This is a genomic window from Campylobacter sp. CCUG 57310 (assembly GCF_013201975.1).
GTDB lineage: Bacteria > Campylobacterota > Campylobacteria > Campylobacterales > Campylobacteraceae > Campylobacter_A > Campylobacter_A canis.
On the sequence record NZ_CP053845.1, the window covers coordinates 389756 to 405510 of the forward strand.

At 32.9% G+C, this 15755-nt stretch carries 16 protein-coding genes; 12 read left to right on the forward strand and 4 right to left on the reverse strand.

What is annotated here, in order from left to right:
- Position 1: 1 nt before the first annotated feature.
- Positions 2–1849, forward strand: coding sequence for a class I SAM-dependent DNA methyltransferase (locus CORI_RS01945; RefSeq protein WP_173030590.1), 1848 nt, complete (start codon positions 2–4; stop codon positions 1847–1849).
- 278 nt (positions 1850–2127) lie between these two features.
- Here the strand turns inward: CORI_RS01945 and CORI_RS01950 are convergent, their stop codons facing one another.
- Positions 2128–2466 carry a helix-turn-helix domain-containing protein gene (locus CORI_RS01950; RefSeq protein WP_173030591.1) on the reverse strand — a complete coding sequence of 113 codons (339 nt, stop codon included), beginning with the start codon at positions 2464–2466 and terminating at the stop codon, positions 2128–2130.
- Between the two features lie 136 nt (positions 2467–2602).
- Here CORI_RS01950 and CORI_RS01955 point away from each other — a divergent pair, with 136 nt between their 5' ends.
- The 5 genes from CORI_RS01955 to CORI_RS01975 all read left to right on the forward strand — a co-directional run bounded on the left by CORI_RS01955 (position 2603) and on the right by CORI_RS01975 (position 7818).
- Positions 2603–2977 (forward strand): nuclear transport factor 2 family protein, encoded by a 375-nt coding sequence (locus CORI_RS01955; RefSeq protein ID WP_216842252.1) that lies wholly within the window; start codon positions 2603–2605, stop codon positions 2975–2977.
- Positions 2978–3234: 257 nt separating this feature from the next.
- Positions 3235–3900, forward strand: coding sequence for a TnsA endonuclease N-terminal domain-containing protein (locus tag CORI_RS01960; protein WP_173030592.1), 666 nt, complete (start codon positions 3235–3237; stop codon positions 3898–3900).
- Positions 3813–5780 carry a Mu transposase C-terminal domain-containing protein gene (locus CORI_RS01965; RefSeq protein ID WP_173030593.1) on the forward strand — a complete coding sequence of 656 codons (1968 nt, stop codon included), beginning with the start codon at positions 3813–3815 and terminating at the stop codon, positions 5778–5780. The genes CORI_RS01960 and CORI_RS01965 overlap by 88 nt, the downstream gene beginning before the upstream one ends.
- Positions 5781–6650: a TniB family NTP-binding protein gene (locus CORI_RS01970; protein WP_173030594.1), complete on the forward strand. Its 870-nt coding sequence runs from the start codon at positions 5781–5783 to the stop codon at positions 6648–6650.
- Between the two features lies 1 nt (position 6651).
- The gene (locus CORI_RS01975) at positions 6652–7818 is read left to right on the forward strand and encodes a TniQ family protein (RefSeq protein WP_173030595.1); all 1167 of its coding nucleotides are present in this window, start codon (positions 6652–6654) and stop codon (positions 7816–7818) included.
- Between the two features lie 32 nt (positions 7819–7850).
- On the opposite strand, the gene CORI_RS01980 is transcribed toward CORI_RS01975, so the two are convergent.
- The 3 genes from CORI_RS01980 to mnmG form a co-directional block, all read right to left on the reverse strand.
- Positions 7851–8330, reverse strand: coding sequence for a hypothetical protein (locus CORI_RS01980; protein ID WP_173030596.1), 480 nt, complete (start codon positions 8328–8330; stop codon positions 7851–7853).
- Between the two features lie 167 nt (positions 8331–8497).
- A complete protein-coding gene (locus tag CORI_RS01985) occupies positions 8498–9316 on the reverse strand; it encodes a hypothetical protein (protein ID WP_173030597.1) in 819 nt (272 codons plus the stop codon).
- A gap of 259 nt (positions 9317–9575) precedes the next feature.
- Entirely contained in the window at positions 9576–11468 is a 1893-nt protein-coding gene (mnmG, locus tag CORI_RS01990) for a tRNA uridine-5-carboxymethylaminomethyl(34) synthesis enzyme MnmG (protein WP_173030598.1), read from the reverse strand.
- A gap of 176 nt (positions 11469–11644) precedes the next feature.
- Here mnmG and ribE point away from each other — a divergent pair, with 176 nt between their 5' ends.
- The 6 genes from ribE to CORI_RS02020 all read left to right on the forward strand — a co-directional run bounded on the left by ribE (position 11645) and on the right by CORI_RS02020 (position 15676).
- Positions 11645–12253: a riboflavin synthase gene (gene ribE / locus CORI_RS01995; protein WP_173030599.1), complete on the forward strand. Its 609-nt coding sequence runs from the start codon at positions 11645–11647 to the stop codon at positions 12251–12253.
- A gap of 8 nt (positions 12254–12261) precedes the next feature.
- Positions 12262–12972, forward strand: coding sequence for a peptidoglycan editing factor PgeF (gene pgeF / locus CORI_RS02000; protein WP_173030600.1), 711 nt, complete (start codon positions 12262–12264; stop codon positions 12970–12972).
- A gap of 228 nt (positions 12973–13200) precedes the next feature.
- On the forward strand, positions 13201–13956 hold the full coding sequence (locus CORI_RS02005) for a DUF4198 domain-containing protein (RefSeq protein WP_173030601.1): 756 nt from the start codon (positions 13201–13203) through the stop codon (positions 13954–13956).
- Between the two features lie 103 nt (positions 13957–14059).
- Positions 14060–14275: an acetyltransferase gene (locus tag CORI_RS02010; RefSeq protein WP_173030602.1), complete on the forward strand. Its 216-nt coding sequence runs from the start codon at positions 14060–14062 to the stop codon at positions 14273–14275.
- A 4-nt stretch (positions 14276–14279) separates the two neighbouring features.
- The gene (locus CORI_RS02015; RefSeq protein ID WP_173030603.1) at positions 14280–14879 is read left to right on the forward strand and encodes a tetratricopeptide repeat protein; all 600 of its coding nucleotides are present in this window, start codon (positions 14280–14282) and stop codon (positions 14877–14879) included.
- 74 nt (positions 14880–14953) lie between these two features.
- On the forward strand, positions 14954–15676 hold the full coding sequence (locus CORI_RS02020) for a tetratricopeptide repeat protein (protein WP_173030604.1): 723 nt from the start codon (positions 14954–14956) through the stop codon (positions 15674–15676).
- Positions 15677–15755: the final 79 nt, after the last annotated feature.

Consider the following 15755-nt stretch of genomic DNA (forward strand, 5'->3'; position numbering starts at 1 on the left):
ATTGAATCAAAAAATTTTTAATTATTTAAAAAAGTACAATAGAGAAGTTTTTCCTGTAAATAGGCTCCTTGTTTCCACATATATATATTTAAATAATCTAAAAGTAAATAATAATAAGAAAATACTCAAATTAATTATATGTGAACAGGATAAAGATGAGTATCAATTTTTAAATGAGTTTATGTTCTTGGTTAGAGAAGTTAAAAGAGAGTTTACTTGCGAAGATCTTCTTGAATTGTTTGAATTTGTAATCTCTCCATCAGATAAACTAGTGAATGGGGCAATTTATACACCTAAAGACATTCGAGAATTTATAACCAACGAAGCATTTAAGCAACATAATGATATTAAAGATATATACAATTTTAGAATAGCGGATATATCTTGTGGATGTGGCGGATTTTTAATAGATGCATCTAAGCTTATTAGAAAAAATACCAATAAGTATTATAAGCAAATTTATAAGGAAAATATATTTGGAATAGATATCCAGGCATATAGTATAGAAAGAACAGAAATATTGCTATCATTATTTGCTATAGAGTGTGGAGAAGACGAAGAAGAGTTTGAATTTAATCTATATTGTGCTGATTCTTTGGAGTTTGATTGGTATAAAGAAAATAATCAAATAAAAACAAGTAATGGTTTTGATATCATACTTGGAAACCCCCCGTATGTATGTTCTAGAAATATGGACGAAAAGACAAAAGCTTTAATGTCAAAATGGAGTACTTGCGGAACAGGGCACCCCGATCTTTACATACCATTTTTTCAAATTGGATTTGAGCTTTTAAGACCAAAAGGAATTCTTGGATATATCACTGTAAACTCTTTTACAAAAAGCCTTAACGGTCGAGGAATAAGAAGTTATTTTCATGAAAAGCAAGCAGAGTTAAAAATCATCGACTTTGAAGATGAACAAATCTTTAATTCAAGGACAACTTATACATCAATATGTTTTTTATCTAAAAGTCGATCGAGCATTGTTAGATATCTCCCATTAAGAAAATGTCATCTAAAAGATAATTTTAAATACCAAGAGTATTTTTATAGTGAATTATCAATTCAAAATGGTTGGTATTTTAAAAATAAAACTTTAGTTGAAAAATTAGAAACCATTGGCACTCCATTAGGAGATATATATAATACAAAAAGTGGTATTGCTACTTTAAAAAATAGTATTTATATTTTTAAGCCAGTAAAAGAATCTATAAAATATTATTATATTGATATAAATACTAAAATAGAGAAAGAAATTTGTAAAAACATTGTAAATTCTAATCTTTTAATTAAAAGTAATCAAATTAATAGTTTTGTTGAAAAGATTATTTTTCCATATGATTATGATGAAAAGAATCAAATTTTTGTGATTCCAGAAGAAAAATTTTCGAAAAAATATCCTAATGCATATGAGTATCTATTAAAAAATAAACATAAGCTATCACTAAGAGATAAGGGGCGGGGAAAAAATTATCCTTATTGGTATGCATTTGGAAGAAATCAATCATTAGAGAAAAGCAAATACAAACTACTGTTTCCTCAATTGGCTAGAAAAGATTTTAAAAGTTATATTTCAGAAGATGAAAATTTGTATTTTTATAACGGTATGGCAGCATTGTCTAACAACTTAGAAGATTTACAAATTTTGAATAAGCTTTTTATGTCGGACATTTTCTGGAAATATGTTTCAAGTATAAGTAAAAATTATTCCTCAAGTTATTTTTCTCTTGGAAGGAATTATATAAAAAATTTTGGAATATATAATTTTACTAAAGAGCAAAAGGAATATATAATTAATGAAGATGATTGCTTAATAGTAAATAAATTTTTCAATAAAATCTATGAGTAAAAAGTATCGTAATTAAGTTTTAAAATTAGTAAAATTATTATAATTGCTTATTGATACTCAAGAAAAAAAGTATAAATTTTTTAATTTAATATTATTTTATACTAGCTATTTATTATCTATATTATTGTTAATAGTATATATAAAATATAAAATATTATATTCTTAGTTGGTCTTATTAACTTATTATCTAAAATTCACTCGTTTTGCCTAGATAAATCAAAAAAGTCTGTTTTATGCCAAAGTTAAAAAGTAATCGTAAAATATTAATTATTTTTAATTTATTTGGATTTATCAATAGATTTTAATTCCTCAATGTAATCTAAACCAAAAAATTCTATCTCGTCTAGCACTTTTTGAAACTTACAACCTGATTTGCTTAGGGAGTATTCAACGTGAGGAGGAACTTCGGCAAAAACTTTTCTGTTGATTAGTTTGTCTTTCTCAAGCTGACGAAGTTGCCTAGTTAGAACCGTACGAGTAACTTCAGGGATTGCCCTTTCAAGCTCACCAAATCTTTTTGTACCCGTGCTTAGATGATACAAAACCACAATCGCCCACTTTCCTTGTAATACTTTTTGAGTAGTCACGTAAGGACATTGATCGTAAATATTTGACATAAAAAGCTCCATATATAATACATAGTATCTAATATAATACTATGTATTATATATGTTTGTACTTGTAAAGTCAATACTTAAAAAGTATAATAATGACAAGTAAAATTTATTTCTAAATATTTAAAAGGATAGTGTTATGAGTAACCAAATCATTAAGATATTTGACACTTATGCAAATGCTTTGTCAAGAGGGGATTTTAAGGCGGTATTTGAAACTATGTCTGACAATATAGTATGGCATATGGGAGGAGAAGGCCCTCTTTCCGGTATTGTAATAGGTAAACAAGCGTTAGGAGAGCGCTTAGGAGAATTTGCAAAAAGAAGTAACGCAACATTCAGGCTTATAATAAATTGGGCTGCAAACAATGATTGTTTTGTTGTCGCCAGCGTAGTTTCATTGGCAAAAATAGGCAATGATAAACTAAATAGCCCCGGTATTGACTTATTTAGAATAAAATGGAAAGATACAAGAAGTTTGGACTTTTGCAAAACATCAAATTATAGAAGATAAGTTTTAGGAGCAAAGTCAATTTAATACTATTTAAAAGTAATTTTTCATGTATTGCAAAGATTTTAAGTCTAATTCAGTTTAAACTTTTTATGTTTGAAAAATACTAACTTTTATTACAAGTAATTATTGTACATAAAAGTTTAGACTGTTATTATTGATAACTATAAAGTGATAATACGAAGAATAATTATAAAATAAATGCTTAAGTATATTTCTTGTATGATAATGTTAATTAAGTTTTTAGATTCAAAATGATTATGACAAGAGACTATATTACATTTCCTCAACGAAAAATTAAAAAAAATTATCGTTCAGTTACTGGACATTTTCCAAGTGTAAAAAATAATAAGTCTATTGGTTTTGAATCATTATTAGAAAAGCATCATTTTTTGTATTTAGAATTTGATGATAATGTTATATCGTATTATGAGCAACCACAAATAAAAATACACTTCAATAACAGAAACATGACTTATAGTTTAGATTGCTATATTGTAAGAGATCAAAAATTAGGTCTCAAAGACTCTTTGATCGAAGTTAAATATACTAATGAGATTGATAGAAGAAAATCATATTTTGAAGATAAATTCGAAGCTACAAGAAAGTTTGCGCATGAATATGATTTAGAGTTTGATTTGTTTACTGAAAAATCATTAAATTTGACATATTTGGAAAATATAGATTTTTTATACAGATATAAATTAAATCCTATTGAAGTTGAGTTTGAAGACGAAATAATTTCTGCTTTGAAATATTATAAGAAATTAACTGCATTTGACTTGGTAAAAAAGATTACTTCAAATCTAATTGATTATCCCATTGTTTCAAATTTTATATGGATGCTAGTAGTTCAAAAAAAGATAAAAGCTTGCTTGGATATAGAAAAACTGACTATGAATTCATATTTGGAGATAACGCAATGAGCAATGTTATAAGTTTTGAAATCGGCACAAAGATTTTCTATGAAGAAGTGGAATATTATATTAAGGCCTATACGAATTTTGATGAAGTTATACTTAAAAAAAGTACAAATCCTTTTGATCAGAGGCTAGTAAAGGTAAATGAACTTATACGAGATCCTAGAAATATTAAACGGCTTGACAAAACATTATCTCAAATCAAAGATGAAGAGTTTGATTTAGTGTTGAAAAAGTATAAAATTATTGAGCCATTGCTGAAGCTTGAAAATAGAACAGCAAAAGATGTAGAAAAAATAGCTAAAAAATATAAAAAGGGAATATCTACTATATATAGATGGATTAGTCTTTATGAAGATTATGGCACTTTATCGTCTTTAATAACTAGAAGAGAGTATTGCGGAGGAAAAGGCAAAAGCAGGCTAGATGATTCAGTAGATGTAATCATTGAAAAAGTAATAGAGGAGATGTATTTAAATAAACAACGATATCCTCTGACAAGTATATACAATAAGATTGTAGAGAAGTGTAGTATGGCAGGTTTTAAAATTCCTACTAAAAACACAATACGTAATCGAATCAACGCCGTCAATCCAAAGATAATTGCCAAGCATAGAAAAGGGATAACAGTTAGAGAGACTAGGGGAATGCCAAATCGTTTTCCGGAAGTAAGAATGCCTTTGGATATTATTCAAATTGATCATACAAAGATGGATGTTATGATTGTTGATGAAGATACAAGAAAGAGTATAGGAAGACCTTATATTACTGTAGCTATTGATGTGTTTAGCAGGATGATATATGGGTTTTATATTAGCCTAGAGGCTCCGGGATATTTTAGTGTCGGACAGTGTCTACTCAATGCTATTTTGCCCAAAGATGATTTGATGCAGCGTTATGGCATTCAAGGAGAGTGGCCAGTTTATGGACTTCCTCGTAAAATACATATGGATAACGGCAAGGATTTTAGAAGTATAAGTCTGCATAAATTTTGTGAAGAATATAGAATTGAAGATATATATCGTCCTGTAGCTAGGCCTGAATTTGGGGGAGCAGTAGAAAGAGTAATCGGAACATGTATGAAAAAAATACATGAAATACCTGGAGCAACTTTTTCTAACACTGCTGATAAAGGTAACTATAATTCTGAGGAACAAGCTGTAATGATTATGCATGAGCTTGAAAAGTGGTATTTGGATTTTGTAGTAAATGTCTACCATTGTACGGAACATAGTTCATTAGGCATGACGCCTAAAGAGAAATTTTATCAAGGTTTATTAGGAGTAGGAGAAGATAAATCAATTCCATTTTTGCCTACAGTTCCTGCCGATACATTGAAACTTAGAATGGCATTGTTGCCAGAAATAAGAAGAGCTGTGCAAAAAAATGGTATTACTATTGATTACATTACTTACTTTAGTGAATACCTTAGAAAATGGATTATACCAAGCCAATATAAAAAATTAAAACCGGACTTAAATAATAGAGTTGTTTGCAAAAGAGATCCAAGAGATGTGAGTAAAATTTATATTTATGATGAAGATATAAATGATTACATTGCTATTCCGTATGCCGATATAAGAAAGCCAAAGATGAACTTATCGGAACTAAGAGCTTCTATAGCGGAAGCAAGGCGTATAATAACCGGAAGAGAGCTAGAATCTTATGATATATTTGAAGCTTATAATAGATTGCATCAGTATACTTTAGATGCCATGTATCAGAAAAAATCAATTAAAAGAAAACATAATTCAAAAAAACATCAAGAAAAAACACTTAAAATAGATAAAGAAAGAATTGACTATAAAGAAGAAAATGATGCATTAAAATTGAATAATGAGAAGAATGATGGCGGTAATGGATATGAAATATATTCGGTTGAATAAATGAATAGCAGAAATTTAACTTCAGAAGCTTTTGAATTTTTATCAAAAAGTGACGAAGAAAGAATTAGTTATTGTAAGCAGGATCATTGGATAGCATATCCTGCTGCCAATAAATTAATAGAATTGCTTGAGGATAAATTTTCAGATCCACCTCAAATGAGGCATGAGGGGCTTTTGATTTATGGCGATTCTAACAATGGAAAAACAGCTATTTTAAAAAAGATGTATCGTTTGCATAATGCTAATTTGGGCTATGTGAAATATGATAAGGAGTCTATATATGAAATACCGATTATATATTTTCAAGCCCCAACCATACCAGATGAAAGTAGGTTATACTCTCTTATTTTAAATGAGTTATTTGTACCCCATAAGCTGACTGAAAAAATTATAGAAAAGTCAAAATTAGTAGAAAGGCATCTTAAAAAACTTAATACTAGAATGATTTTAATTGATGAAATTCATAGTGCTTTAACAGGAAATTTAAACAAACAACGTACTTTTATTAATGATTTAAAGCAGCTAAGCAATAATTTGTCACTAACAATAGTTTTAGCCGGAACAAAAGAGGCTTATTCTGCATTATCTATAGGATCAGAAACTGAGTCCAGATTTCCTGCGATAGAATTACCAAGATGGAGTAATGACAAAAAATTTCGTTCATTTATAGCAACTTACGAAAGATGTTTGCCTTTAAAAGAGGCTTCCAATATGGCAGACGATGCGGAGATTATAAGTGCATTATTTCATAAGTCGGAAGGATTGATTGGCAAAACTGTTAATTTGCTTAAAAAAGCTGCCGTAAAAGCAATAAAATCAAAGAGAGAAAAAATTATAGTCTCTGATATAGAGTATTTGCCTAAGCTATGACATGAAGAAGCAAAGAAGAGTCAATAATTGGGTTGAGGATTATTTCTTTTTAGTTGTTCCGCATCCTCTTGAAGATGAGTTGTTGAGTTCATGGCTTACTCGCATGGCGACTAAGCATTTTCAAAAACTTTCTTCATTTTTTACATTGTTTATCAAAAAAGAAGGAAGTTTGGTTAGTAGGACAGATATAGATTTTTTATATGATGAAAAGCTATTTGACTATATATCTTTAAAGAGTGGTTTAGACAAACAAAATGTTTTAAAAATGTCTCTTAGAAGCGAAGAAGGGCATCTGTTTTCTTGCAATAATTGTCTTTATCCATCCAAGCAGATTAGAAAGTTAAAAGACAAGCGCACGCATCATGGACTAATGTTTTGTCCAAAATGCTTATCTGAAGATACAGTTCCTTACTATAGAAAGTATTGGAGATATTATTTTTATAATGCCTGCACTAAGCATAAAGTATTTCTCACTGATAGATGCTGGAGTTGTTATCAAGAAGTTAGATTAGATAAGATAAATTATTTTCAAGAAATTTGTTTTTGCAGCAAATGCAATAGAGATTTACGTTTAACTACTACTATGCCTATATATAGTAATTTTGAATATGGGTTAAAGGCCATCCGATGGTTTCAAATGGGACTTGATGGGGGTTATTTTATTATTGATAAACAAAAAATTAATTCACTTTTTGTATTTCAGATTTTTACCAAACTGTGTTGCATGCTAAACAACATAAGACCTTTAGTGCTTGATTTTTTTCCTTTATTAGATGAGTATAAAACAATCTGCAACAAACTTAATTTGTATAACTCTAAAAAGACTTTGTCAATACAAAAAGATTTCGTATTGACCGCGATGGTGTATTATCTTTTTCAAAACTACCCTAATAATTTGTTAAATTTCATAAAACAAAATAAATTAACCTATAGAGAATTTATACATGGTTTTAATGATATTCCATTCTGGTATAAAGAAATAGTAGGTAGTCTTATACCGCCACAAAATAAGATAGGCAGATTAATAAGTGAAAACGAAGTTATGTCCGCGATTAGATATCTAAGAAGTATTGATAAGATTGTAAATCAAAAAAATGTAGCCGATGTTATCGGATGTCACTATACTGTACATAGGCAATTCGTAAGAATTTATAAACAAATAATATAGTTTAATAATTTATAGATAAGCAATATCTAGTTTCATATTTTGCTTAATAGTCCACTTGCCCATCTAATTAAATCTCTTTTTGATAGATCTTTTGTATGTTCATGATTTTTTGTTACAAATTTTAAAGGAGTATTTTTATATATATTTTTTATATTTTCTATCGTCATATCATCTATAAAATATAAATTTATAAAAAAATCAAAAGTATTTTGTGCTACTGGATTGTTTGAAATAATCACCCAAGTACTTGCCGATGAATTTTCCCCATTTTCAATATCCAGTAACCCTATATGTAAATTATTGTACTTAAAAGTTGCTGTAATGTATTCTTTTTCTCTTTGATTTAGTTTGCATTTTGGTTTAACTTTTCCGGTTTTTTGGTCTATGATTTGTGGTAGCTTTTGAACATTATTTTTGACTAAACCTTCTATGTTGCATTCGGTTTTTAAAAAATCAATATACTTATTGAATGCTTCAAAATTTTTAATGCGTTCGTCGTCAATTTTCTTCATGATATATTCTTTTAGTTTTGTGCCGAGCACAACTTTTCTTATTGTGCTTACGCCTTTAATCTGCGATTCGGTAGTGCTTTGATCTATTGGCGTATTGTTTAAAGCGTATTCTTTTATCTGTAATATTTTTATTATGCTATCAATAGTTTCTTCTTTTTCTTTTACTTCTATGCCGCATAAGCTTCCACAAGAAAAATTTTTGTCTTTATAAATTTGTTATAAAAATATGCACGAGTCGCTGACGCTTCTTTAAGTATCTCTGTTGTGTCATGTAGCATCATAGACTTCACTGTGGGTAATGACGAAAAATCTTTCATGCTTTTTATAATATTATCTTTTTGAATTATTTTAAGAAGTTTTGTGAATCCGAGGCTTGAGTAATCATTAATAATTTCATGTATGAAATAAGTAAGCTTGCCATGCTTATCATTAATGAGTGATGCCCTAGATTCAATTCTAAATTCATCCATAATAGGAAATTTTGCTTTTATTGGCATGTTTTTCACTGTTTTATTTTTCATATAATTGAGATAGGATTGTATGTAGGCACTGATGTCCTCAAAACATTTCTTGGAATACTCTTGGCATACAAAGCGATGTATATGAGCTGCATCTTCGTCTGATTTTTTCTGCTTTAGTATAATTGTAGCCTTATTGTTTTCAATATATGCTCCTTGATGCAGATTGTCTAGTTGATCTCTAAATACAGCCTCTCTTAAACTAGTAAATCTGAAATAATAGTATATTGCAACCGCATAGTGCGGGATTATTACATTGAAATTGTCAAAACAAATATAATAGCAATATATTTGTTTAGTGTATTTTAGATATGGATTTAATAATTTATCAAAAAGATAAAAAATTTCACTTTCTTCTATCAGTTCTTCTAATTTAAATGTGTTATCTTTATTTATCATATAAGTATTGATATTAAAGTTAAATCTTTGTATCTCACTATTAATTATTTTTTGTTGTTTTACACCCATTTAAGAAATACTTCCTGACAGGAAAATGAGTAAAAAGTAGCTCCGGAGAAAGATTGTAGCTAAAAGTATAATTTTTTTCATGGTTTTTTATTATAACCTTGAATTTATTATTTGCATAATCATCACTATTAAGCATTAGTCTTATTGGGAGTAGAATTTTAAAAATATCTTTAGGATTTTTTGCCATAAATTCCGGGATTATATTCCTAGTGGTTTTGTTTCTCCTCATTTCCATTCTCATTTTTTATTGTATATATTATCAATTTTTATTTCCTATTCTCATTTTATTTTGACTTTGACAAAATTGCTTAATATAAATGTGTAAAATATCAATCGCAGCAGGTGTAATGCCCGAAATTTCACTTGCTGCAAATAGCGTAGGCGGCGCAAATTTTTCAAGTTTTTCTACCACTTCGTTGCTAAGTCCGCTGATACCGCGGAAGCTAAAGCCTTCAGGAATTTTGACGCTCATCATATCTTTCATTTTATCAATTTGGTTTTTTTGTTCGTTTATGTAGTGCTTGTATTTGCATTCGATTAAAATTTGCTCCAAGCTAGCTTCGTCTAAATTTTCAAAGAATTCATTTAGTTTGCGTAGTTTTTCTTCGTTAAAGCTCTTTCTGGCGACTATCTTTTGAAGTGTGATTTTTTCGCTGATGATATCTTCATTTAAGCTTGCAAGCATAGCTAAATTCTCTTTTGACGGAGTTAGCTCGCGACTTTCTAAAATTTCAAGCCCTTTAGCTAAATTTGCTCTTATGCTTTCTATTTTTTCATAAGTTTTTGCATCTATCAGCCCAAGCTCGCGTCCGTATGAGCCAAGTCTTAAAATCGCGTTATCTTCGCGCAAAAGCAAGCGGTATTCTGCTCTGCTGGTAAACATTCTATAAGGCTCTTTTGTGCCTTTTGTGACCAGATCATCTATCATCACGCCTATATAGGCTTCATCTCGGCGCAAGACTAAAGGCTCTTTTTCATCGATACTTAAAACCGCATTTATGCCTGCCATTAGTCCTTGCGCACCCGCCTCTTCATAGCCTGTCGTGCCGTTTATCTGCCCTGCTAAGTAAAGCCCCTTTATCTTTTTGGTTTCTAGGCTGTGTTTTAGCTCGGTAGGCTCGACGTAGTCGTATTCAATAGCATATCCGTGGCGAACTATGCGGGCCTTTTCAAAGCCTTTTACCGAGCGTAGCATCTTAACTTGCACCTCGTAAGGAAGGCTCGTTGAAAAGCCGTTGATGTAGTATTCAGTCGCTTCAAGGGTTTGAGGCTCTATGAAAAGATGGTGGCGCTCTTTATCTGCAAAGCGATTTATCTTATCCTCTATGCTTGGGCAGTATCTTGGTCCGACACCCTCGATTTGCCCCGTAAAAAGCGGTGCTTTATCGAAATTTGAGCGGATAGTTTCGTGCGTGATGTCGTTTGTATAAGCGATGTAGCAAGGCAGTTGGGTAGGGTTAAAATTCTCGGTTCTAAAGCTAAACGGCTTTGGATTTTCATCTCCGCCTTGCTTTTCAAGCACGCTAAAATCAATCGTCTTGGCATCTATCCTTGGACAAGTTCCCGTTTTTAGCCTGCCCATTTTAAGCCCTAAATTTACAAGGCTTGAGCTTAAATTTGTAGAGCTTAGCTCACCCACGCGACCTGCTTCAAGCTTGTTAAACCCAACGTGAATAAGCCCGTTTAAAAAAGTTCCGGTGGCAATGATAAGCTTTTTGGCTCCATACGTATTTTCAAGATGTGTTTTTACGCCTGTTATCTCGCCGTTTTGAGTTAAAATTTCAGTTGCTATCTCTTGAGAAATTTCCAAATTTGGAGTGTTTAAAAGCAAATTTCGCATATAGACTCTATATCTATCCATATCAATTTGCGCTCTTGAACCGCGAACCGCAGGACCTTTGCTCTCATTTAGCACGCGAAACTGAATTCCCGTAGCGTCCGTTGCAAGCCCCATAGCTCCGCCAAGCGCGTCTATCTCTTTTACGAGATGACCTTTTGCCAGTCCTCCGATTGCGGGATTACAGCTTGCTGCACCGATTTGCTCTGCTAGAATTGTTATAAGAAGTGTTTTTTTACCCATTTTTGCAGCCGCCGTGCAAGCTTCAATGCCCGCATGACCGCCGCCGATCACGACTACATCATAATTATCCACTAAATTTGCCTTTTAAAAATAAGGGGGATTTTAGCCAAAAACTTATAAAGGTTAGCTGATTATGATAAATTAAGCTTTTAATAAAGGTTTGTAATTTAGTGGCTATTAAAAATAAAATCATAAGCTTGCTGTGAGTAGAAATTTAGTAAAATTTTTAAAAATTTAAAGGCTAAATTATGTTTAACGGACTTATTCGCGAGATAGCCGAGGTTGTTAGCTATTCTCAAAACAAGCTTAGACTAAAGGCAAAACATAGACCAAATTTAGGCGATAGTATAGCGGTAAATGGCGCTTGCTTAAGCGTGATAGAGCTTTTTGCGGGCGGCTTTAGTGTAGAGCTAAGTACGGAAACCAGAGCCGTTATAGCGACTGAAAATTTAAAAGGGCGGGTTCATATGGAGCCTGCTATGAGGCTTAGCGATAGAGTGGATGGGCATTTAGTACAAGGTCATATCGATGCGCTAGGCGAAATTTCAAAGATAGTTAGGCATGAAAACGGAGTGGATTTTTATATAAATTTGCCGCGAGATATCATGCACTTAATGGCAAATAAGGGCAGTATCTGCGTGGATGGGGTAAGCCTTACGATAAATGAGGTTACGCCAAACGGAGTGCGCCTAACGATCATTCCTATAACGTTTCGCGAGAGCCTTTTTAGCGAGTTTAAAATAGGCCGAAGAGTAAATATCGAAAGCGATCTTTTAGCGCGCTACGTGGCTCACCAGCTTGGCTTTAAAAAGCAGATGAGTTGGGAAGAGATAGATCATATCGCAAGTCTTTATTAAGAGTTTTTATGCAAGACGCTAGTGTAAATTTAGTACTTGATAATGAGCGTTTTTACGGTGGATTTACTAGCAAATTTGGCGGAGTGAGCGTAGGAGATTATGAAGGCTTAAATTTAGGCGATCATGTAGGAGACGAGCCTAAAAATGTAGCTAAAAACAGAGAAATTTTAGCTAATTTGCTTGGTGTGGAGATAAAAAATCTAAAATTCATGCGTCAAATTCACTCAAACCGCGTGGAAATAATTAGAAATTTAGATGATGAAATAGCGCCTTGCGACGGCATAATCACAAATTTAAAAGGCGTTGCGCTTTGCGTTTTGGTGGCTGACTGCTCGCCTATTTTGATTGTGGATGAGGTGCGTGAGGTTGTGGCTGCTATCCATGCGGGAAGAGCGGGAACCATAGGTAAGATTTGCACCAATACCGTAAATTTAATGAAGCGCGAATTTGGGTGCAGCGAGCAAAATTTAAGCGTTTTTGTTGGACCAAATATCAAAGGCGGTTGCTATGATATAGGCGGGCTTGATCTTGGCGAGTTTAATAGATACAAAAACGATGGGAAATTTTATATAAACGCCGCTTTGGCTGATGAATTTAAGGAACTTGGCGTAAAGAGCGTAAAATTTGATGAAATTTGCACGCATTGCGATGAGAGGTATTTTTCCTATCGCAGAGAGCGAGTTACGGGAAGATTTGCGGGTTTTATTATGGCGAGATAGCGATTAAGCTTGGCTGCTTGATTGTTGATTTGATATTGGTGATTAAATTTCAATATTTAAATTTGTAGAATTATTAATAGGCTTTGCAAAATAAGAAATTTAACTTTTTTATTTTATTTCTCATTTAAAATTATTATTTAATTTTTTAACTAAACAAAATTTGATTTTAATTATCAGTTGTGTTATACTCTGCTTGTCCAATCTTAAAAATTTCACAAGGAGATAGCAATGAAGAAGATATTAATTTCTTTAGTCGTAGCAGGTGCGTTAAGCGGTGCTTTTGCACATGATTTTTGGGTCGTAGGAAAAAATATGGATAAATTTAGCGCCGACATCGGTTACGGACATAGCTTCCCAAAACCTGAAGCGATAGCCGAGAAGAGATTAAGTCTTTTTGCTCCGCTATATATAGTGGATAAAAGCGGTGCCAAAACCGTTTTAAAGCAAGCTGGCGAAAACTATCATTATGAGGGCGAAAAGCTTCAAAAAGGAACTTACGTCCTAGCGGGCGATTATAAGCCTACTTTTTGGACAAAAGATAAAGACGGCAAGTGGCATATGGACGGCACCAGAGAAAATGTAAAGAATGTCGAGTCTTGCGGATACATAGGAAGGACCGCAAAAGATATTGTTGTAGAAGGCGGCGAGATCGATGAGTTTGTTTATAAGCCGATAGGTCAAATTGCCGAGATCGTGCCATTAAGCGATGTAACTAAGATTAAAGCCGGAGAGCCGTTTAAGGTTCAGTTTTTCGCTAACGGCAAACCTGCTAAAGTTGCTAAGGTCACGGGCGCTATAGAGGGATTTCCTGAAGGTAAATATACGTTTTTAGGAACTACGGACTTAAAAGGAATGATTGAAGTAATAGCTATTAAAGAGGGCAAATGGCTTTTGGAAGCTACGTATAAAGCTCCTTATGCCGATGCTAATAAATGCGATGAAGAAACGCTTTCGGCAACTCTTGTAATTGACGTAAAAAAATAACTTTTCTCTTGATCGGACTAGTTCCGATCGCCTCTTTTTGCTTTGATAATTCAGTTTTGTTGTTTTATAATTTTATTTTTTAAGATACTTTAAGGACTGCATAATGGGATATGAAGCATTTGCGCCTAAGGATTTAAGAGTGGTAAGAATAATTCAAAACGCCAAGAAATTTGGAGCGGAAAGACTTCAAAACGAAGCTTTGGTAAAGGAATTCTTAAACTGCGAGCAAATTTCATTAAGCGAAGATGAGCGCGAAAATATAAGACAAATTTTTATAAATTTGATGAAGATTGAAGAGGAAGTGCAATTAAGCGGGTGAGATGATGAAAAAGATAGCTTTGATTGTTTTATTAGCCTTTACTCTTTTTGGCGCGCAGTTGCAAGAAGCACAAAGACTCTTTCGCATAGGAGATGAAAAAGCCGCGATAGAAATTCTAACAAAGTCTTGCGATAGCGGGCTTTTAGACTCTTGTATTATGCTTGGTAATTTTTACTTTTCAAACGATAAGCTTAAGTATGAAAATGCCGTGAAGTTATATCAAAAAGCCTGTGAAGGTGGAAATTTACTAGGCTGTGATAGACTTGCGAGCGCTTATTATGAGGGCAGAGGGGTTAAGCAAGACTTCGCGCTTGCTGCGAAATTTGCCATGCAAGCTTGTGATGGCGAGATCTCTTATAGCTGCATAGTCTTGGCAAATTCGTACTACTACGGAAACGGTGTCATAAAAGATCATGTGCAGGCGCTTAAATTTTACGAGCGGGCATGCGAGCTTGAGACGGCTTCAAGCTGCGTTATGGCGGCAAAGATGCATGAAAAAGGCGAGGGTGCGCTAAAAGATATGCAAAAATCGCTTCTTTATCACGAAAGAGCATGCGCTCTTGGGGCTAAATCAAGCTGCGATAAGGCTCAAAATCTAAAATAAACGATAAATTTAATCCGCTAAAAAGAGATGATTTGTTAATATCACGTCCTTAGAATTTCACACAAAGGACAAATTTGAATAAGATTATTTGCATGATGGTTTGTGCGGCAGCGCTTTTTGCCTCGACTTTAAACAAGGCTGATGATGCGTATGTAGATGGCAAATACGAAGAGGCGGCAAAGCTTTACGAGAAGGCTTGCGATGAGGGCGATATGCAGGGATGCTATAACCTTGGCGCCATGTATGAAAACGAAAGAGGCGTTAAATACGACATGCAAAAGGCAGTAAACCTCTATGAAAAAGCTTGCAACGGCGATAACGTCTATGGCTGTTATAACCTTGCTATGGTTTATAGCGATTTGAAAGATTACGCAAAAGCTGTCGCGCTTCTAACGAAAGCTTGCAACGGCGAAGACGGCATGGCGTGCTTTAACTTAGGCGTGTTTAACTTCAAAGGCGAAGGCATAAAAGAAGATAAAAAAGCGGGCAACGAATTCTTTAAAAAAGCTTGCGAATACGGCACTCCTGAAGGCTGCTACGAGCTTGCGCGCTCTTATGTAAGAGGGCAAGGTATTGAGCTAAATTTCAAAAAAGCCGAAGAGTTTCACGCTAAAGCTTGCCAGATGCATCACTCAAGAGGCTGTTATAACGTAGGTGCGCTAAATACTAATCCAAAAGCCAAAGCTCATATGAAGCAAGATAGAGACAAGGCTAAGGAGTTTTTTAAGCAAGGCTGCGATCTGGGTGATGAGCAAAGCTGTGAAAATTTGATGTTTATGGAGCTTGGAAAGCTTTGATTTAATTTTGCATAAAGGCTAAAATTTCTTTAAATTTGCTAAAATAAAAAATCTACATTTAAAATTTAAAGGAGTGAGC